This window comes from Microcoleus sp. CAWBG58 (genome assembly GCF_020883045.1).
Classification (GTDB): Bacteria; Cyanobacteriota; Cyanobacteriia; order Cyanobacteriales; family Microcoleaceae; genus Microcoleus.
Map to the genome: position 1 here is coordinate 1 of NZ_JAHRFA010000110.1, position 19,256 is coordinate 19,256.

The following is a 19,256-nucleotide window of genomic DNA, read 5'->3' on the forward strand; positions in this document are numbered from 1 at the left end:
ATGTTACAATTTGTAAAGCGCGTTTAAGGTTAGAATAAATAAATAACCCAATTTTAATCCATGCTTAATTCCAATTTGCCAGAATCAGAATTGCTCAAATCCCTACTGGAACCGCTGTTAGAGGATTTTAAATACTGGTTCGAGCGATCGGCTACTCTCTTAGAAACTGAGGAAATTCATTTTCTGAGCGGCGACGATCAATCCGACTTGCTGGCACGAGTCAAACAGGCTCAGCAAGAATTAGTGGCTGCTAAAGCTCTATTTCAAGCAACCGGAGGGCAAGTTGCAATTGAAACCGCAGCACTCATGCCGTGGCATAGACTGCTCGCCGAATGCTGGCAAGTATCGGCGCGCTTTCGGAAAGAGCAGTCAGCTCGCCCTGGAAAATAAAAAGGCAAGTTCAAGTTCAACCCGCAGTCAAATTCCCAACCTTGGGAAATGTCGCGTCCACTTGACAAGCTCAAACAGATTTCCAGTTAATAAGTAATTACTTGCTGAAACACTTTTGTAAATTGCTGTGTGGCTATCAGAGCCCGGAGGAGAAAATAATGTTACACCTGCTTTATATTTTAGCTTTCACCGTTCTTGCCTTTTTGGCCGTCAGTAACTTAATCCGCAGTCTAGTCACCGTAGGTATGGAGTCCCAGCGCCCCCAACAATTCAGGGCAAATAATCGCTACGCATCCTATCCTCGCTCTCAAGCCGTACCCCATCCAGAACTGTTAGACGAATACGGAAATATTGTCAACGAACCGCTATTAGTGATGCGTTCGCTGACTGTCCAAGACGCACGCGAACAATTAGATGCTCTTTACAAATCATCTCCCGGCGGCAGTGACGAAGGCGGCGAACTAGCCTGATTCGATCGCGTTCGCAGCATTTATACTTACGGGCGATCGCCCTAAAAAAATAATTGGCCGTTAGTTTCTCGCTAACGGCCAATTTGTAGTTAGTTTTGAGAGATACTTAAAAGGGATCGATCTCAACTGACTGTCGATCGCTCCTGTTTTGTCATCGGCAAAAATGCACGTTTAAGGCTAGATGCTCGTCCCAATTTCGCTACTAGCAGAACTTCTGCAAGCTTTGCCCCAACTGCGGGCACAAATTTATTTCAAATCTTCCATGACAGCGCTGTCTCACGCGATGGAAGACTTGGTTTTGGCGGGTTCCGACGACGAACCCCTAGTTATTGCCAGCTTTCAGCGAGAGCGCTTCTACCGCCAAGAAGCTCACCGCTATCGACGCATTGCCGATCGATCTTCTCAGGTATATGTGCTGTCATCACCGGAAACAGAGTTTAAAAATTCCTCGGAACATCACGAAACTGTGGCGTTTGCACCGGAGGACACATTAAGTCAAGAGTGGCACTTAGTGGTAGTTGGGCAACATTACTCAACTTGCCTGATTTGTCAAGAAAAAATTGTGCCGATCGACAACCAGGACGAGCGCAGCCCGCTGTTGATGGATCAAGCTCGTCGATTTGAAGGAATTTGGACATTCGACAGAGAGGTAAGCTGCAAAGCTGCCGAATTGTTGCTCGATAAAATTCTCAAATATCGCCCGGAATTGGCCGAAAAGATCGATCGAGCGCGCACAACTTACAATCTGGGCAAAAAACCCAAAAAAACGCGGAAATCCGCCGCAGACAAAACCACAAAACCAGCGAAAAGAGCGCCAAAAGACTCAAGAATTCCCAATCCCAAATTGAGCGACGCTTTTGCCGAACGCTTAGTCACCTACTTGCAAGCAGGGCAGCACAAACTGCTGAAAGCATACAGCGCGATCGCCGCCCAAGAACGCAAAGAACGCCTGGTAAACTTAATTACCACCGCCATGCGGCAGTCTCTCAACCCGCAAGAAATTGTCGAAGTCGCAGTACAAGAATTGGGAACCGCCCTATCAGCAAGCCGCTGTTTGATTTATCGCTGCAAGGCGACAGATATTGCCGTCAAAATCGATCGGGAATTTTTGCGTGCCGGCGCTACTTCTGTCCTAAACCAGACTTGGCAGTTGCAGGAAAATCCCATATTTCGGGACGCGGTAGGGCGGCAAGAGCGAGTTTACATCCAAGAGACAGCACAACACCCGCTGATTGTCAATACAAAATCCCTGGGCGAAATTGTCAAAAATTGGCAGATTGTCTCTTGGTTAATGGTGCCGGTGCTTTATCAGGGGCGGGTGTTGGGCATGGTGGAAATGCACCAATGCCGATCGACTTCGCCTTGGGAAGAAGACGAAATTGCTCTCGTAGAGGCGATCGCCACCCAACTCGGAGCAGCCTTAATTCAAGCCGAAACCTACGCTCACTTAGAAGAACTCAACCAACAATTAGAAGCATTAGACCGCACTCGCAGCAATCTAATTGCCATCACAGGCCACGAACTCCGCACCCCACTTTCTACCATTCAAGTGTGTCTAGAAAGTTTAAACTCCGAGCCAGATATGCCCCAAGAATTGCGGCAAATCATGTTAGAAACAGCCCTCGGAGATGCCGATCGAATGCGGAAACTCGTCCAGGATTTCTTAACACTTTCTCACTTAGAAAGCGGGCGAGTTAAATGGAATGTAGAATCGCTGACGCTGCAAGAATGCGTTGACTTGGCCCTCAGCAGCGTGCGATCGCGCGGCGGAGTCGATCGACAGTTACCACAAATTATCGCCGAAGTGTCCGCAGAATTGCCATTAGTGCAAGCAGACGGCGAATGGTTAGTGGAGGTACTGTCCAAACTCCTAGACAACGCCTGCAAATTCACCACACCCCAGGGAAGCGTCACAGTGCGCGCTGTCTTCAACGGTTCTCGCATGGTGGAAGTGCTCGTAGCCGATACAGGGCGGGGAATAGAGGCGAATAGTTTGAAAGTAGTGTTCGATCGATTTTATCAAGAAGAAGGAGCATTGCGGCGCAGCGCCGGCGGCACCGGTTTGGGATTAGCAATTTGCAAGCAAATTGTTGCCGGCTGGGGCGGTAAAATTTGGGTAGATTCCCCAGGAAAAGACCGAGGAAGCGAATTTCATTTTACTATTCCAATTGTTTAGAAGACCGGGCGGTTGAAACCCTACATCCGCTCTTCAACCTGCGGAGGCAGGTTTCGTTTGTGTAGACGCGGTTTCAACCGCCGTCCGATCTAATGACTAATGACCAATGCCCCATGCCCCATGCCCCATGCCCCATGCCCCATGACTCCCCTAAATCGGAAGACTAATCACAAACTCTGTTCCACCTCCTACCGAAGACAAACATTCCAAAGTTCCCCCATGTATTTCAGTCACTATCTGATGGCAAATAGACAGTCCCAATCCCGTACCTTTACCTTCTGCTTTAGTTGTAAAAAATGGCGCAAACATTTTTTCTCTGACTGATTCCGGCATTCCCATTCCATTGTCAGCAATCTGAATCACAATTGTGTCGATGATTTCCGGTTCTTGCTGGCAAACACCCACCGTAGAAATCATAATTATATTGGGATTTTGTTCAATTTCTGCGTAGGTTTTGCCCGCGTTGGATTCTTCTACAGCATCGATCGCATTAGCAATCAAATTCATAAATACTTGATTGATTTGCCCGGGATGGCATTTTAATATGGGCAACTCACCGTAATGTTTAATGATTTTAATTGCCGGTCTGTTCTGCTTCGCCTTGAGGCGGTGAGATAAAATCATTAAAGTAGTTTCAATGCCTTCGTGGATGTCAACTGCTCTTTTTTCCTGACTGTCGCTACGGGAATAGTTCCGCAGAGATTGCATAATGTCGCGGATGCGATCGATTCCCATCTTCATGGAGGCCGTAGTTTTGGGCAAGTCGGCTAATAGATATTCTAGATCGATCGATGCAATTTCCTGTTCAATTTCTGCTCCCGGTTCTGGAAAGTTTTCTTGATAAATATTCACCAAGTTAATTAAATCACCAATATATTGTTGAACGTGGTGCAAGTTCCCAGAAATAAAGCCAATAGGATTGTTAACTTCGTGGGCTACTCCAGCTACCAGTTGTCCGAGTTGCGAGATTTTTTCAGTTTGAACTAATTGTGCTTGAGTTTGTTGCAGTTCGATCAATATGGCTTCTAAATTTTTAGCTTTCTCTCTCAGTTGAGCTTCTGATGTTTGTAAAGCTTGTTCCGCTGCTTTGCGCTGGCTGATATCGCGAATGATTGACAAAGCGTGGGGTTTCCCTCTGTATTCAAAAAACTTTGCTCTTACCTCAATATCGAATTCTGTACCGTCTTTTCGCAGCACGACAGCTTCACAATAAAATTCTTGGTGCAAGCTAACGGTTGTCATAAACTCATCGAATAAATGTAGGCACTTTGGGTGCAGGAGATCTAAAGGACTTAAGCTCAAGAATTCCTCCACAGAATAACCGTACATTTCGCAGACTACAGGATTTACTGCGACGAATTTTCCTGTTTCCAAGTCTATTAAATTAAGTCCGTCTGCTACACTTTCAAAAATACTGCGGTACTCCTCTTCTTTTTGAGCGAGTTCGGCTTGAGATTGTTGCAAGTTTTGTAGCGATTCAGCTAACTGGCGGGATTTATCTTGTTCGCTAGCGTAGGAACGCGCATTTGCAATAGCAATTGCTGCTTGTGCGGTCAACATTTCCAAAAGTGTCAAACCTTCGTCAGTGAAGGCTCCAGCGACCAAGTTATTTTCTAGATAAACTATACCGATTGACTTTCCTTGATAGACAATTGGCGCGCACAAAACTGACTTCGGTTGCTGATGCTGAATGTATGTATCGAATTGGTAAAGTGTTTCTTTAGTTGCATCGATTAGTACCAGAGGTTCCTGAGTTCTTGCTACATAATTGACGATAGAAAGAGGGACTTTGTAGTTATTTTTGACTGGCTGCAATTCTTCAAATATTGCATAATTCTGCGGGTCGCTATCCGACACTTCAACGAACAAGTATCCGTCTCGTTCCAAAAGAATACACCCGGTTTGAGCGCCTGCATTTTCTAAAATAATATGCAGCAGTTTTTTTAACAATTTTTCTAAGACGATTTCGCTAGAAATAGCCTGAGAAGCTTTGATTACTGTTTTCAAATCAAAAATATTGGCATCAGTGGCGGTAGTCGCAGTTGTATTTATAGCGATCCGATCGTCGCTGATTTTGTTAAACCAATCTGGATGAGATTGTTCTAGTTGATGAACTTTGGCGGTTGCACCCCACTCGACATAGCAAAAACGGGCATCATTGAGATAAATTTTGGCGAGATTGGCACGATTTTGTGTTATGTAAAATCTGGCAGCTAATTCATTGGCTAGGGCAGCATTTTGGACGAAGCCATTTTTGAGGGCGGAGGCGATCGCCCAATCATAATGTTGTGCTGCTGTATGGCTGTCTCCTGACAACCTCGCGATTTCTGCCTGAATTAATGAATATTTGTGCAGATAATTTGCAGGACAGTGTTCTGCCAAATCTCGAAAATTCTCCAGACTAATATTGAGCTGTTTTCGGTATAGTTTGTAGTCTGTATTATTGGCGTTTGTGCAACCAGCAGCTAGGGCGATCGCGTGATGGAACCGAAAAACCGGGTTGACAAAATGACCGGCACCGCCTTTCAAAAATTCCGCGCCGAAGAGAGCATATTCTAAGGCGCGATCGATTTCGCCAAACCAATTAGCATGGGTGAGCTTGTAAAGATAGATGACAAAAGTAGTGGTAAGATCGGCTGAGGATTTGGCAAATTCTAAAAGCTGGTGTTCGTCGATGAAGGTTTCCGGCTCTGGGTAGGTTTCTGGTGAGCTAGTCAGTTGGGCGATCGCATTTTTGGTCAGCAAGTGATAAGCTAGCATATTGCGATCGACCTTTGAGAGCGCTGGAATAAATTGATCGGCAATTTCTGTAGCTTTGGTCAAAGACTCGTTGCCAAAAAAGCAGACCCATAGATAATTAATCGAAGCATATCCCGACCATTGATAACTACCTGTTTCTAAACCGCTCTTGAAAGCTTTTAGCATAAAAGGCTTGCACTCATCGATATATTTCATATAATGTAAAGTTAATGCCCCCCACATATGAAAAATACAAGTACCTAACTCTTTATTGTCACAGCGTTCGTAGAGATTGAGCGAGAGTTCTCCGGCGGCGCAGCCCGCCTTGATTTCGCGATATTTGTTGACCAAAGTAAAGGCATACAAAGTGTAACCAAAGGCGGAAAATGGTGAATTTCCGTACAGAATGCTCGTTTGTACAAACTTCATCGCGCAGAGATATTGAGCGTTGGGACTGGTAAAATAGGCGATCGGGAAAAGTTCTTTTAAAATTCGATGAGCGGCCAGTTGTAGCGGATCGGTAAGTTCTGGTAAATCTGCTAATATATCGATCGATCGCCCGATCGCCCTCTTCGTCTCTGCTAATTCTCGGGCTAGAAATTCATCATCCGGGTAAGGTTCAATCTCAACCCCCAAAGAATTTAACGTTTCAATCCCTAACTGATAAGCGGCAGATAAGTCATTCTTCATCCGCAGACAAGTTATTTGCAATTCTGCGATCGCACACTGTTCTAACAAAGTATGAGTTTTGGTCAGAATCCAGTCAAAAATTGCTAAAGCTGCATCATTGTTGCTATTTAAATATTCTGCTTCACCCAGCTCTAAATTTAGCGCGAAACTCAAGCTATAATTATCTTGCCAACTTGAGACAGGCAAACAGTCGCACCCAGCTTGGAAAAAAGTAAGCGCATCTTCAAAAGCCGAAGCAGCTTTAGCAGTTTTACCTGCTTGTAAATTTAATTGTGCTAATTCATAAAGTTCTTCAGGATTAGCAATAAATCCGCGAGCAAAGTTCAAATGATTGACAATATCAAAAATCTGTTCTTGACGTTCAGCTTCATTGCTCCCCTCCAACAACAAACGTCCCAGCTTCCAGTGAACGGATGGTTTTTGCGACTCAGGAATCATCACATAAGCGGCTTGTTGAACCCGATCGTGCAAAAACTTGTAGCGCACTTTGCCAATTATTGGAGCAAACTTTTCTAATTCCCATTGCTCAAATACTTGTGGTACTAGATAGGCGTCATCTACAGGCAAAATCAACCCTACTTCTAGCGCTTCCCACAAATATTGTGCTGTTTGAGTCAAAGATTGTTCGCTCACCACTGATAATATATCCAAACTAAATTCGTTGTTTATACAAGCAGCTAATTGTAAAATAGCCTGACTTTGTTCAGACAAATGTCGAATTTTATGAATCATTAAGTCAACCACATTTTCCGAAATATTATGCTGTTTAATTTCTTGGGTATCCCATTCCCATTCGGCAATTTCCATATTAAACATCAAAAATTTTTCTTGAGACAATGACTTCAATAACTGCTTTAAAAAGAAAGGATTACCGTGAGTTTTTTCGAGCAGCAATTGTGCCAAGGATGCGACCTTTCTAGGAGAACAGTTCAAGCTGTCAGAAACCAATCGATTTACTTCATAAATTGCTAAGGGTTCCAGGTGAATATTGGCGATCGCAATTCCTGCGGCCCTCATTGCCTCATTTGCCAACATAAAGGGATGGCTCGGACTTACTTCGCTATTTCGATAAGCAAGAATAAGCAGCAAGTAAGGATTTTCTTCGGTGCATTTGTGTTGATACAAATTAACACTTCCAGCATCCATCCACTGACAGTCATCGAGAAAGATTACCAAAGGATGTTCGGCTGTTGCAATTGCTTGGACAAACTTCTTCATCACTCCGTTGAAGCGGTTTTGAGATTCAATAGCACCGAGTTCGGGTACGGGAGGTTGTTCGCCCAAAATCAATTGTAACTCCGGGATAGCATCGATCGCAATTCGAGCATTTTTCTGCAAAGCGTTGAGTAGTCTTTGTCGCCATGCTACTAGCTGAGTTGGGCTTTCCATCAAAATTTGCTGCACGAAGTTACCCATAGCTTGAGTGAAACAAGCGTAGGGAACATTCCGCTTAAACTGGTCGAATTTACCGGAAATGAAATAGCCGCGCTGCTGCGTTATATCACGGACAATCTCATGAACTAATGCAGATTTACCGATGCCGGAATAGCCACTGACTAGGACAATTTCACCGCTGCCTTTGCAGACACGATCGAAGACTTCTAATAATTGCGCTATTTCTGTGTTTCGTCCGTAGAGTTTCTGAGGAATTGACAACTGACTCAGGGCATCTAGTTGTCCGGGAATAAAGTTAGAAATTGTCCCTGAATTCTTTATTTGATTTTGGCAGCGTTCTAAATCTGCTAATAATCCTGTAGCAGTTTGATATCTAAGTTCGGCATTTTTTGCCATGAGTTTTGCCACAATTTGGGTCAACACTATGGGAATTTGTGGGTTGAGTTGTTGCAGGGGAACTGGTGGTTTGGCTATGTGACAGTGTACCATTTCTAACGGGTCACTGCTGGTAAATGGTAATTGTCCTGTCAGCAATTCGTAAAAGGTGACGCCGAGAGAGTAGAAATCGCTGCGGTAGTCGATGGAACGGTTCATGCGCCCGGTTTGTTCGGGGGACATATATGCCAGGGTTCCTTCTAGGCGATCGGAATTTTTTGAGTGTGTTTGTTCTTTTCTCAACCGCGAAGCGATGCTAAAATCAGCAAGTTTTACTTGCTTTGTTTGGGGATTTATGATAATATTATCCGGTTTAATGTCTTTATGTATAATTTGATTTTGATGCAGCAATACTAAAGCTTTTGCCAAGGATACGGCTATATTTAAAAAATCGGCAATCGATAATTGGTAATGCGTGGCATTCGCCTCTAGATTGTCGGTTTCGGACTCGGCTAATTCTGGTTGATGTTCTAAGTTTTCGATCCAATATTTCAGGGATACCCCTCCGATATCTTCTAATACTAACACTAAGCAAAAAGGATGGATTTCGAGTCGATAGACTTTGATGACATACTCTGAGTCGATATGTTTTGTGATTTGATATTCGTGTTTTAAACTGGCGCTCTGTTCTAGGGTCGGGCAGTCGGTGTTTAAGACTTTGAGAATGACTAATTGTTTTTCTGCTGTCGATATGGCTCGATAAATAACTGTGTTAGTTCCTTGGTGAATCAGCTCTTGTAAGTTGTAACCAGAAATTCCTGAAGCTGGCAGCATAGTACATATTTCCCAGTTGATTTTATAATCAATGCCTAATTAGAGCATGGCACATACGAAACTCTGATGAATGGCGGGCGATCGCTACTTTACAAACCCGCAGGTTGGATCGATGTATCGAACGATCGCACAATTTAAAAATTACTTACGTATTTAGCAGGTATTTGTTTTAAGAGGTCTAGCGACCGAGAAATTGCAACCCTTGATTTTTTTATTGTGGAAGTGTTACAGCCTTTAAATGAAATCATACAGCATCCCACCATCATTGTAAATGACTTTATTAAATTTTAATAATAAAAGTTAGGGCGTAGATAAATAGCTGGTCGCGGGTCGTTGGGCAAAGCAATTGCAGGATTGGGAGATTTCTGGACATAACAAAGAATCACAGAAACACTTGGTTTTTACACTTGCACAATCAATATGATTGTAGGTACATATTGTGGACATTACCGAGGACTTTAATATCATTTGATCGTACAGGCTGTGGATATTACTTAGCTATAAACTATTTTTGTAGGCAGTTAGTAATGTAGATCAACAAAACTTGCGTAAAAACTCGGTTTTTAAAGAAAATATTGGTTCGCTGGCTGGAATAAAGTTACAAAGTTTTCAAAGCAGAACTCGCCTCCGCTGCTATACCCCTCTCACCCCGCGAGATAGCTTTTACAGGTGATGCAACCTGGCGGTGTTGGGCCTTAGGATCGAAAGTATCAAAGCAGATTCAGGACGTGCTTGCGTCTTAAACCCGGCTTTTAGGCAAAATAAAGGGTTGGGCGGCAGAGCACTACCGGGATATTGGGAGCGTTAAGTCGGAAGGGCCACAAGTCTGGAGAGGGCTTGCAGTCGATCGAATCTGTTGAGACACGGGCGGGCGTCAGTGTTGATTCGTGAAAAGTTGAGGATGCCCATATTTCGCCCGGAAAAACTTTTTTGCGATCGGAATACTCAAACCTAGAGGAAAATCAATATGTCATTTACAACCAAGATGAAATCTACCCAACAAGCTATTACTAAGCCACAACTGCAATTAGGTTCTCAAGGTCAAGCGGTATTGGAACTAGAACAAATGTTAACTAAGTTGCGGGTTTACCGGCAGCCTGTAAAAGGAATTTTTAACTCATCAGTTGAATTTGCGGTGAAACTGTTTCAGTATCGGGTTTTCTTGTCGCCGGACGGCATTGTCGGGCCGCTGACTTGGGAAGCGCTTTATACTGAAGCTCCTGTGAATATGCCGGTACTTAAATTCGGCAGTTCTGGGGAAGCAGTCACTACTGTTCAAGAAGTTCTGACCATTTCCCAGCACTATCGGGGCTCTATTGACGGTCAATTTGCCACTTTGACGGATCGGGCTGTTAGCGCATTTCAAAAAAGCTTTGGGATCGATGCCGACGGGATTGTCAACCAAGAAACTTGGACTGCTTTGAGTCAAATTCCGCGTGGCTATGACCCTAATTGGTTCTTGACTTAGGGTTAGGTGCTGCTCCGTAATATATGGGCAGATCTGTGCGCTCGCGTGTGAGGGATTGGGCAATGTGCGATGCTTCGGGTGCGCGACCAGCACCCAAAGCATTACATTTTTTTGAGGTATTTTTTCGGGATTTGTGCAGAGAGAGTTCTGTTTTATAAGTTTGGTATAAATTACAAATTATCAATTATTAATTACTAATTCCCAATTATCAGAAAAGATCGATCGCCAAAAAACTGTTAACTTTCCTTACAATTTCGAGAACAGGGTACAGTGGCGATGATAGGATGCCGTAAAAATCCTTTGGATATATCTATGGCAGAAGAACTGACTGGACAACCCCCCATCTTCGGCGGCAGCACCGGCGGCTTGCTGACCAAGGCGCTAGTTGAAGAGAAGTATGCTATCACTTGGACTAGCCCCAAGGAACAAGTGTTTGAAATGCCTTCGGGTGGCGCTGCAATTATGCGTCAAGGCGACAATTTGCTGTATCTGCCCCGGAAGGAGCAGTGTATCGCTTTGGGCGGCCAGCAACTGCGGGCGAAATTCAAAATCTCGAACTACAAAATTTACCGCGTTTTTCCTGACGGTTCTACTGAGTACCTGCATCCCAAGGATGGCGTGTTCCCTGAGAAGGTGAACGAAGGTCGTGTTGCTAATGGTAGTGTTCCTCGCAATATTGGCAGCAATCCCAATCCGATCAAGGTGAAGTTCACAGGTAAGAAGACCTACGATCCTTAAGCGATCGCTCTATTGCTGAGCAAAACATAAGTAATATTGCTTATTTGGGACTCAGTTAAGACTGATCCCCCCTAGCCCCCCTTAGGTCGGGGGGGACAAGAGTATTCTCTTTCCTCTCTCTTGTTAAGGAGAGGATAAGAGTATTCTCTTTCCTCTCTCTTGTTAAGGAGAGGATAAGAGTATTCTCTTTCCTCCCCCGACCTAAGGGGGATTGAGGGGGATCGGAACTCGGATAAAAGCGAGAATACAAAGGTTTTTAGGGTTAATTGGGCAGCAATGGGCAGGGTTCAGCTATACTGCCAACTTCCCATCTAATTAAGAATTAATCGTTAAAGTAAAAATGAATGTCGCAATCAGGCGATCGCAGATTTCTGATATCGATGTTTGCGCTCGCATTAATTATGAAGCTTTTAAAGGTATTTCCGATCGCCATTGCTTCCCTCACACACACAGATTTTCCGACGCTAGAGTTTTCAACTGAGGTGATTCGCCTTTCGATCGAAAGTCCGTCGTTTTTTGGCATAGTAGCCGAGAGTGAGGGTGCGGTTGTCGGCTGCGGTTTTATGGACGAACGGAACCCGATTCGCGGTATTGGGCCAGTCAGTGTCGTAGGCGCAAGCCGGGGCGTAGCCATCGCACTTTTCAAGGCCGCGGCACAGGGCGAGAAATCATGAAAGCCTTGCTGGAACGGGGACAGGACGCTGTAGGCATTCGTTTGCTGCAAGAATCTTTCAACATGGGCTCGCTGTCGCTGTACGCTTCTCTGGGTTTTGAGGTGAAGGAAGCTTTGGTGTTGCTAAAGGGGAAGTTTCGCAGTCAGCCGCTGTCTGGGGTTGAGGTGCGGCCAATGGTAAGTCAGGATGTTGACGAAAGTGAGGCTTTGTGCAAGGAATTATACGGGTGCGATCGAACTAGGGATCTTGAGTATGCCGTGAATGACCTTTCTGCTTGGGTTGCTTGCAAACAAGGTCGGATTGCGGCTTATACTTGTTCGATGTTGGCTTTGGGCCACAGCGTTGCAGAAACTGAGGCTGATATGCAGGCTTTGCTGTTGGGGGCGGCCGCGTCGAGATCTGAAGTAGAGATTTCTTTCTACTTGCCGGTGCGTTACGCAAGTTTGTTTCGCTGGTGTTTGCAAGAGGGGCTGCGCGCCCTCAAGCCACTGGCGGTGATGGCAATTGGTGACTATCAACAGCCTGTGGGATGTTATTTTCCGTCTTATCTTTATTGATTGTATAGCAAAGTGAGTATATGATATTTCCCGATTTCTCACAATTCTGCGAACTGGCAAAACAAGGCAATTTTGTACCCGTTTATCAAGAATGGGTGGCTGATTTGGATACGCCTGTGTCTGCGTGGTATCGGGTTTGCGCCGGTCAACCTTACAGTTTTCTGCTGGAGTCGGTGGAAGGTGGGGAGAAGGTTGGGCGTTATAGTTTCTTGGGGTGCGATCCGCTGTGGATTTTGAAGGCTCAGGGCGATCGCACAACTCAAGTTTACCGCGACGGTTCCCAAAAAGTCTTTGCCGGCGATCCGTTTGCGGTTTTAACTGAGTGTTTGCAATCTTATCAACCGGTGAAATTGCCGCAGTTACCGCCGGGAATAGGCGGGCTGTTCGGTTTTTGGGGTTACGAGTTAATTAAGTGGATTGAACCGCGAGTTCCAGTGCATCCGGCGGGGGAGAATGATTTGCCAGATGGATTGTGGATGCAGGTTGATAATTTGCTGATTTTTGACCAGGTAAAGCGGAAAATTTGGGCGATCGCCTATGCGGATTTGCGCGAGACTGGCGTTGATTTAGCCGAGGCCTATGGGGCAGCATGCGATCGGGTTTCTCAGTTAGTTGATAAACTGAAATCGCCACTTTCACAACAATCTACTCTGATAGAATGGACTCCGCCGAGTTACGGGCAAGAGGCCAGTTCCACCAGTGAAAATACAGAATTAGCTTACAGCAGCAATACCACCCGCGACAAGTATTGTGAAAATGTCTTGAAAGCCAAGGATTGTATCAAAGCCGGAGATATTTTTCAGGTAGTGATTTCGCAGCGGTTGGAAGCAGAATATAGCGGCGATCCTTTTGCACTTTACCGCTCTTTGCGCCTGATCAATCCTTCTCCGTACATGGCATATTTCAATTTTGGAGATTGGCAGATTATCGGTTCCAGTCCAGAAGTGATGGTGAAGGCAGAAAATACTGTTGACGGCAAAAGGATTGCAACTTTGCGGCCGATTGCAGGTACGCGCCGCCGGGGTCAAACTCCCCAACAAGACGATGCTTTGGCTGCTGAATTACTGCAAGATCCTAAGGAAATTGCGGAACACGTCATGTTAGTCGATTTGGGCAGAAACGATTTAGGCAGAGTTTGCCGCAGCGGTACTGTCAAAGTTGACGAATTAATGAAAATTGAGCGTTATTCTCACGTCATGCACATTGTAAGCAATGTAATCGGAGAATTGGCTGAAGATAAGACAGCTTGGGATTTGCTAAAAGCTGGTTTTCCTGCTGGTACGGTTAGCGGTGCTCCAAAAATTCGGGCGATGGAAATTGTGCACGAGTTGGAAGGTTGCCGTCGCGGCCCGTATTCTGGGGTTTACGGGTATTATGATTTTGAGGGACAGTTGAATAGTGCGATTACAATTCGCACTATGGTTGTTCGTTCTCAGGGAGGTGGCAAACATTCGGTTTCTGTGCAAGCCGGTGCTGGTTTGGTGGCGGATTCTAACCCGGATATGGAGTATGAAGAAACTCTCAATAAAGCACGGGGTATGTTGCAGGCTATTCGCTGTTTGAAGTAGCAAGTCAAAAATCTTGTCGGTGTCGATAAGAGTCGGCGATTTCAATCGCCCGGTGTTCTAAATCTTAAAAGAGGGAAATATGAATTTTTATATAGTTGACGTGTTTGCCGAGTCAAAATATGCTGGCAATCAGCTAGCTGTATTTTGTGGCGCGGGAGTTGCGGAACTCTCAGAGGCCGAAATGCTGCTGATTGCGAAGGAAATCAATTATTCGGAAACCACGTTTATTCGATCGCCCGAACCGCAAAATAAAGGCTATGACGTGCGTATCTTCACGCCCAAGAAGGAATTACCGTTTGCCGGTCATCCGACGCTGGGGACGGCGTTTGTGTTACAGCAAGAGGTAATTGGCGAAAAGGTCGATCGGGTAATTCTCAATTTAGCCGTGGGTCAAATTCCTGTCACCTTTAATTATCGCAACGAATCCGCAGATATTTTATGGATGCGACAAAACCCGCCAACATTCGGTCAAGTTTTGCCAACCGAAACTCTCGCCAACGTCCTAAATTTACAATCCGATGAAATCGATACAAACTTCCCAATTCAAGAAGTTTCTACCGGAGTACCGTTTATAATTGTCCCTTTAAAAACCCTCGCAGCCGTCAAAAAAGCTCAAGTCAAATTAGATAAATATTTTGAACTAATTAATACCACAGAAGCCAAAGAAATTTTGATATTCTGCCCAGAAACTTACAGCGACATTAATGATTTAAACGTCCGAGTTTTCGCTTATTCCTTAGGAATTCCCGAAGATCCGGCGACGGGGAGTGCCAATGGCTGTTTGGCTGGATATTTGGTACAATATGCTTATTGTGGGGAATCAAAGATTGATGTGAGAGTCGAACAGGGCTATGAGATTGGTAGACCTTCGTTATTGTTATTGAAAGCTCAAAAAAATCGGGAAGAAATAGAAGTTTTGGTGGGAGGTAAAGTGGTGATGGTGGCGAAAGGAGAATTTGTTTAAAATATTCAAATATAGCTTCCTATATAGGTTCGTAGTGAGGACTTTAGTCCTTCTTTGTTGCGGACTAAAGTCCTCACTACGAACGATTAAGCTATAGGTTCGTAGTGAGGACTTTAGTCCTTCTTTGTTGTAGACTATAATCCTGACTACGAACCTATTCAGCTAATATGAGGTAGCTCATATTCATTGCTGTCGGTTACTGGCATAGTGAAAGCATCATTTTTCTGAGATACTTCCAATGTTACCAACATTTTCGCGCAGTTTAAATTTATCCCTTGACGATTCCGAAGCCCTGCTTGCACTTCCATTAACCAGCTTGCTGGATTCACCGGAATTCAATCAACTCTTGGAAAGTCTGGATACTGCTTTGCTTAAAGAAAGTTTGCCTACTGCTGGGGCTGTATTATCTCAAAAACTCCCAGCTTTTTATGATTGGTTGCAAACAGAATTGGGAATTAAAAATGTCCCAGATAGTCCAGATCATGCTACGCAATGGGTAGTCAGTTTTCTAAAGAATCAAGAGAGTTTAACTCGTTTAGTTGAGATGCACAAATCGATTCCAAGACTTGCGTTAGATCGATCGATTCCTCGGTTAGTTAGCGCCTTTGATGGGGCTCAACCCACCGCCGTCAAGGAAGAGTGGCAAAAAGCGATCGCAGCGCTTTGTCTGGTACTCGCCGTCGCAGCGCGGGAAAACCAGTCACCGGGCGCATCAAAGGCTTTGGTAGGGGTTTAGGTAAAGCGGTTTTTGCGGAAAATTTGCAGTTGCGCGCGATCGATCTCAACGACTACCGGCTTTTTCTTGTTGAGGACGATCGCATTATGCCGATTTAACAACAGCCACTGAGCCAAAATTACCACCAGGACTCGCCTTTTGCGAAACTTGCCTTCAAAACCGGCCATTCGGACGATCGCCTCTTCTATCTTATACCACCAGTTTTTCCCTTTCTGGGAAATCACAAAAATCCTTCCCGGTATGTAATCGCCTCCATTTGCCCAAAAAGCATACCTTTCGCCTAAAGTAAAGTAGTGGAAAACATTCTTAGCGGTACAAGTTTGAGCTAACTTTTCCGCAACGCCCAAAGAATTGAAAATTACAGTGGAGCGAATATAATCCGGGTATTTTGCTACAATTTGCTGAGCAACTTTACCGCCCAAACTTTCTCCGATGACATCCGCCGGATTTCCGCTGCGAAATTGCTGTTTAAGCCAATCTATAGCGCCTACAGTTTCCGCCGCTTTTAACTGGCGTTGTACTTTTGCAATAAATACATCGGGCGTATCTTCCAAAACGCGATCGAAAGGATACCACGAACCGTATCCGCGAATCACGAGCACGGGGGGATTATTCCCAGAAACCGGAAGGCGACTTTCAGCATAAAAACCAGTGCGAAAGTCTTCAAAGACTTTTTCTATGGTATAATTTCCATCAACAACTTGACCCTCTGCGTGCCGAACATAAATTGACGGATTGCTGGGATCCTCAGTATCGTGGAGTTGGGGTTTGGCAAACTTTTCGTAGAGGGAATCTAGCAAGTGCCTTCCTGTAGGGCGATCGACAAAATTCCAATTTGTTGGCATTCCAAATCTCAAATATATAAATGTTCTTCATAAGTCCTGGACGCACTAATCACCTAATTATGTCATTCTGATTTAGGGTCTTCTAGATTGTTTGTGGGGGGAAACCACGTATTTTTGCACAATACCTTTACCCATATTTTGTAGGGGCGGGTTCACCAACCATATCTAACGATTACCGACAATCTAGATAAACCCGCCCCCACCACCGATAACCTACGTCTACCCGGAATTTTCATCGCATCGGAAAATGTACATGATAATTTATGGTTCGGTTCGGGCGGGTTTTCGAGATTGTTTGTTTCAAGCAATTATTGTTTGTGAACCCGCCCCTACAAGCACCCGGTACATGATGATTTATGGTTGGGTTGGGTTGGGGCGGGTTTTCGAGATTGTAGATAATTGGCAATTATGGTTCGTAAAACCCACCCCGTCAGCACCGATCAACTTTTACAAAACTCGCAACGTGCTCGCAATACTATCGACTGCTTCCATCGCGCGAATTTCATCGAGTGCTTGTTGAAAATTACCTTCCCGAACATCGTGAGTCACCACAACAATTTCTGCTAAATTGCCGTGAATTCCCGTTTGCACAATTGACTCCAAACTCACTTGGTGGTTGCCGAAACAAGTGCCAAGTTTGCCAATTACCCCCGGAGTATCCCGCGTCAGAAAACGCGCGTAAAAGCGAGTCACAAGTTCCTGCATTTCTGCTATTTTGCAGTAGTGTTGGTGAGTGCAACTCAGCAAAGGATGGGGAATCGGCACAGTTTCGGTTTTCAGGATAGCAGCCACATTCAAAATGTCGGATACTACCGCGCTGGCTGTGGGCCCAGCCCCCGCACCGCGACCGTAAAGCATCAATTGCCCGATCGCATCTCCTTCGACTAAAATTGCATTGTAAACGCCGTTCACACTCGCCAGCGGATGAGCTTTTGGCACAAAAGTAGGATGCACCCGAATCGAGAGGAGTTCCCCTTCTGCATCCCCATTATGTTCGGAAATTTTGCTAGTTTCTTGAGCAATAGCTAGCAATTTGATCGTAAATCCCAGCTTGTCGGCGTAGTCAATATCAGCCGCGCTAACTTGCCTGATACCTTCGCAGTGAATATCTGCTAAATTGATGCGTCCGCTAAAAGCTAACGAAGCTAAAATAGCAATTTTATCAGCAGCATCTAATCCATCCACATCTGCTGTGGGGTCAGCTTCAGCATAACCTAATTGCTGAGCGTCCGCGAGCACTTCGCCAAAGTCTGCGCCTTCACTCTGCATCCGCGTCAGGATGTAATTAGTTGTGCCGTTAACGATACCAGTTACACTTTTGATGCGGTTTGCACCCAAAGATTGTTTGAGGGTTTGAATGACCGGAATGCCGCCACCCACAGCAGCTTCTAGCATTACATAAACGCCTTTTGCGTTAGCAGCCTCGAAAATTTCATTACCGTAGCGGGCGATAACTGCTTTGTTGGCGGTGACTACGTGCTTCCCGTTGTCGATAGCTTGCAGAATGAGCGATCGCGCCGGTTCCAATCCGCCAATCAGTTCTACTACAATATCAATTTCCGGGTCAGTGGCGATCGCCTCTAGGTCAGTTGTCAGCACATTTTCTGGCAATTGTAAAGACCGAGTTCGAGAAATATCGCGCACTCCCACCCGATAGATTTCCAATTCCTGCAATAGCGGATGGCGCCCATCTGCGGAGAGCAAAATCTCTGCTGTGCCCGCGCCAACCGTACCCAAACCTAGCAAACCAATTTTGAAAGCCACGACTTTGACCCGTAGAAAATCACTTAATCTACAATCATTGTATGATAACAGCGCATTCATAGAATACCCAGATACCCGACTTCTTTAAAAAGTCAGACTCTATATCAGATCGTGTCGAGTCAATCACTCGCAATAAAAACAGTTCGTAGTGAGGACTAAAGTCCTCATAATTAAAGGACTAAAGTCCTCACTACGAACCAATATGATTGTGATTGTTATATTCAGCAACGATCTCACAAATTAATCCAGACCTTACATCAGGCTTTGCATGGTCATTTAAATTTATGTATCCATATTTTCTCCCAATTCTCGAAGCCGCTGCGCCAATCTTTCGGATCGCTGCCTTTCTGAATTAACCTGCTGTTCTAGTTGCACATTTTCCTGTTCTAGCTGCTGTAGATGTGCTTCTTCTGCTCGAATTAAATCTTCTAATATAGCAGTCATAAATGAGTCGTAAAGTTTTTTACCCACCCCAACCCTCCCCGCGAGTTCGGGGAGGGAGTAAGAAATTTACAAATGATTTAGGATTGCTATAGACGAGATGGAATTAGTAGAAGAATTCAACTTTCGGCGTTGCTTAATCATGGTATGAAAAAAATAAGTTTAAAATCCACAACCTTTGTGGATACTGGTTTCTATGACAGACCTATTTAGCCTTTCATACCGTAAATCAGCAACGCCCAACTTTCATAGTAGGAACAAGAACCCAAGAAATCCTGAACCCAGCACAAGTCATGAAAGCAATGATTTTGACTGTAGTTTAGACTAAAAAATGAGCGCAGCTAAAAGTAGCCACCTTTGAAGCTCAGGCAAGCAGTTGCTCAAAAACTCAAAAAGTAGAAGATTAAATAGCTAATCTTGAAGACTTTTTGC

General features: G+C 44.7%; 14 protein-coding genes. 10 read left to right on the forward strand and 4 right to left on the reverse strand.

The window, feature by feature from the left end; genetic code table 11:
* The first annotated feature begins 60 nt into the window (after window positions 1-60).
* The 3 genes from QZ918_RS29885 (at window position 61) to QZ918_RS29895 (ending at window position 3,036) form a co-directional block, all read left to right on the forward strand.
* Window positions 61-390: a DUF2605 domain-containing protein gene (locus QZ918_RS29885; RefSeq protein ID WP_293148249.1), complete on the forward strand. Its 330-nt coding sequence runs from the start codon at window positions 61-63 to the stop codon at window positions 388-390.
* A 158-nt stretch (window positions 391-548) separates the two neighbouring features.
* Window positions 549-860, forward strand: a complete 312-nt coding sequence (locus QZ918_RS29890) for a DUF2973 domain-containing protein (protein WP_293148252.1) — start codon at window positions 549-551, stop codon at window positions 858-860.
* A gap of 181 nt (window positions 861-1,041) precedes the next feature.
* Window positions 1,042-3,036, forward strand: a complete 1,995-nt coding sequence (locus QZ918_RS29895) for a DICT sensory domain-containing protein (protein ID WP_293341931.1) — start codon at window positions 1,042-1,044, stop codon at window positions 3,034-3,036.
* A gap of 150 nt (window positions 3,037-3,186) precedes the next feature.
* Here QZ918_RS29895 and QZ918_RS29900 read toward each other — a convergent pair whose 3' ends face one another.
* Complete coding sequence (locus QZ918_RS29900) at window positions 3,187-9,069, reverse strand: trifunctional serine/threonine-protein kinase/ATP-binding protein/sensor histidine kinase (RefSeq protein WP_293341934.1); 5,883 nt, start codon at window positions 9,067-9,069, stop codon at window positions 3,187-3,189.
* Window positions 9,070-10,036: 967 nt separating this feature from the next.
* Between QZ918_RS29900 and QZ918_RS29905 the strand changes: the two genes are divergently transcribed.
* The 7 genes from QZ918_RS29905 to QZ918_RS29935 all read left to right on the forward strand — a co-directional run bounded on the left by QZ918_RS29905 (window position 10,037) and on the right by QZ918_RS29935 (window position 15,774).
* Window positions 10,037-10,537: a peptidoglycan-binding domain-containing protein gene (locus QZ918_RS29905; protein ID WP_293341937.1), complete on the forward strand. Its 501-nt coding sequence runs from the start codon at window positions 10,037-10,039 to the stop codon at window positions 10,535-10,537.
* 312 nt (window positions 10,538-10,849) lie between these two features.
* Window positions 10,850-11,275 (forward strand): photosystem I reaction center subunit II PsaD, encoded by a 426-nt coding sequence (locus QZ918_RS29910; protein WP_293148371.1) that lies wholly within the window; start codon window positions 10,850-10,852, stop codon window positions 11,273-11,275.
* A 401-nt stretch (window positions 11,276-11,676) separates the two neighbouring features.
* A complete protein-coding gene (locus tag QZ918_RS29915; protein WP_293341940.1) occupies window positions 11,677-11,949 on the forward strand; it encodes a GNAT family N-acetyltransferase in 273 nt (90 codons plus the stop codon).
* Window positions 11,946-12,506, forward strand: a complete 561-nt coding sequence (locus QZ918_RS29920; protein WP_293341943.1) for a hypothetical protein — start codon at window positions 11,946-11,948, stop codon at window positions 12,504-12,506. Before QZ918_RS29915 ends, QZ918_RS29920 begins: the two co-directional genes overlap by 4 nt.
* A 20-nt stretch (window positions 12,507-12,526) precedes the next feature.
* Window positions 12,527-14,074 (forward strand): anthranilate synthase component I, encoded by a 1,548-nt coding sequence (gene trpE / locus QZ918_RS29925; RefSeq protein ID WP_293341946.1) that lies wholly within the window; start codon window positions 12,527-12,529, stop codon window positions 14,072-14,074.
* 79 nt (window positions 14,075-14,153) lie between these two features.
* The gene (locus tag QZ918_RS29930) at window positions 14,154-15,038 is read left to right on the forward strand and encodes a PhzF family protein (RefSeq protein WP_293341949.1); all 885 of its coding nucleotides are present in this window, start codon (window positions 14,154-14,156) and stop codon (window positions 15,036-15,038) included.
* Window positions 15,039-15,276: 238 nt separating this feature from the next.
* Window positions 15,277-15,774, forward strand: a complete 498-nt coding sequence (locus QZ918_RS29935) for a hypothetical protein (protein ID WP_293341952.1) — start codon at window positions 15,277-15,279, stop codon at window positions 15,772-15,774.
* Here the strand turns inward: QZ918_RS29935 and QZ918_RS29940 are convergent.
* From QZ918_RS29940 to QZ918_RS29950, 3 genes are all read right to left on the reverse strand, one after another.
* The gene (locus tag QZ918_RS29940) at window positions 15,771-16,619 is read right to left on the reverse strand and encodes an alpha/beta fold hydrolase (protein WP_293341955.1); all 849 of its coding nucleotides are present in this window, start codon (window positions 16,617-16,619) and stop codon (window positions 15,771-15,773) included. The two genes, QZ918_RS29935 and QZ918_RS29940, sit on opposite strands and share 4 nt — an antisense overlap.
* A 447-nt stretch (window positions 16,620-17,066) precedes the next feature.
* On the reverse strand, window positions 17,067-18,383 hold the full coding sequence (locus QZ918_RS29945; RefSeq protein ID WP_293148292.1) for a homoserine dehydrogenase: 1,317 nt from the start codon (window positions 18,381-18,383) through the stop codon (window positions 17,067-17,069).
* A 282-nt stretch (window positions 18,384-18,665) separates the two neighbouring features.
* Window positions 18,666-18,827: a hypothetical protein gene (locus QZ918_RS29950; protein ID WP_293148295.1), complete on the reverse strand. Its 162-nt coding sequence runs from the start codon at window positions 18,825-18,827 to the stop codon at window positions 18,666-18,668.
* Window positions 18,828-19,256 lie beyond the last annotated feature (429 nt).

Bases quoted from the DNA above. Each gene is read 5' to 3' on its own strand.
- QZ918_RS29885 (WP_293148249.1), top strand. From the start codon at position 61: ATGCTTAATTCCAATTTGCCAGAATCAGAATTGCTCAAATCCCTACTG.
- QZ918_RS29890 (WP_293148252.1), top strand. From the start codon at position 549: ATGTTACACCTGCTTTATATTTTAGCTTTCACCGTTCTTGCCTTTTTG.
- QZ918_RS29895 (WP_293341931.1), top strand. From the start codon at position 1,042: ATGCTCGTCCCAATTTCGCTACTAGCAGAACTTCTGCAAGCTTTGCCC.
- QZ918_RS29900 (WP_293341934.1), bottom strand. From the start codon at position 9,069: ATGCTGCCAGCTTCAGGAATTTCTGGTTACAACTTACAAGAGCTGATT.
- QZ918_RS29905 (WP_293341937.1), top strand. From the start codon at position 10,037: ATGTCATTTACAACCAAGATGAAATCTACCCAACAAGCTATTACTAAG.
- QZ918_RS29910 (WP_293148371.1), top strand. From the start codon at position 10,850: ATGGCAGAAGAACTGACTGGACAACCCCCCATCTTCGGCGGCAGCACC.
- QZ918_RS29915 (WP_293341940.1), top strand. From the start codon at position 11,677: ATGAAGCTTTTAAAGGTATTTCCGATCGCCATTGCTTCCCTCACACAC.
- QZ918_RS29920 (WP_293341943.1), top strand. From the start codon at position 11,946: ATGAAAGCCTTGCTGGAACGGGGACAGGACGCTGTAGGCATTCGTTTG.
- trpE (WP_293341946.1), top strand. From the start codon at position 12,527: ATGATATTTCCCGATTTCTCACAATTCTGCGAACTGGCAAAACAAGGC.
- QZ918_RS29930 (WP_293341949.1), top strand. From the start codon at position 14,154: ATGAATTTTTATATAGTTGACGTGTTTGCCGAGTCAAAATATGCTGGC.
- QZ918_RS29935 (WP_293341952.1), top strand. From the start codon at position 15,277: ATGTTACCAACATTTTCGCGCAGTTTAAATTTATCCCTTGACGATTCC.
- QZ918_RS29940 (WP_293341955.1), bottom strand. From the start codon at position 16,619: ATGCCAACAAATTGGAATTTTGTCGATCGCCCTACAGGAAGGCACTTG.
- QZ918_RS29950 (WP_293148295.1), bottom strand. From the start codon at position 18,827: ATGACTGCTATATTAGAAGATTTAATTCGAGCAGAAGAAGCACATCTA.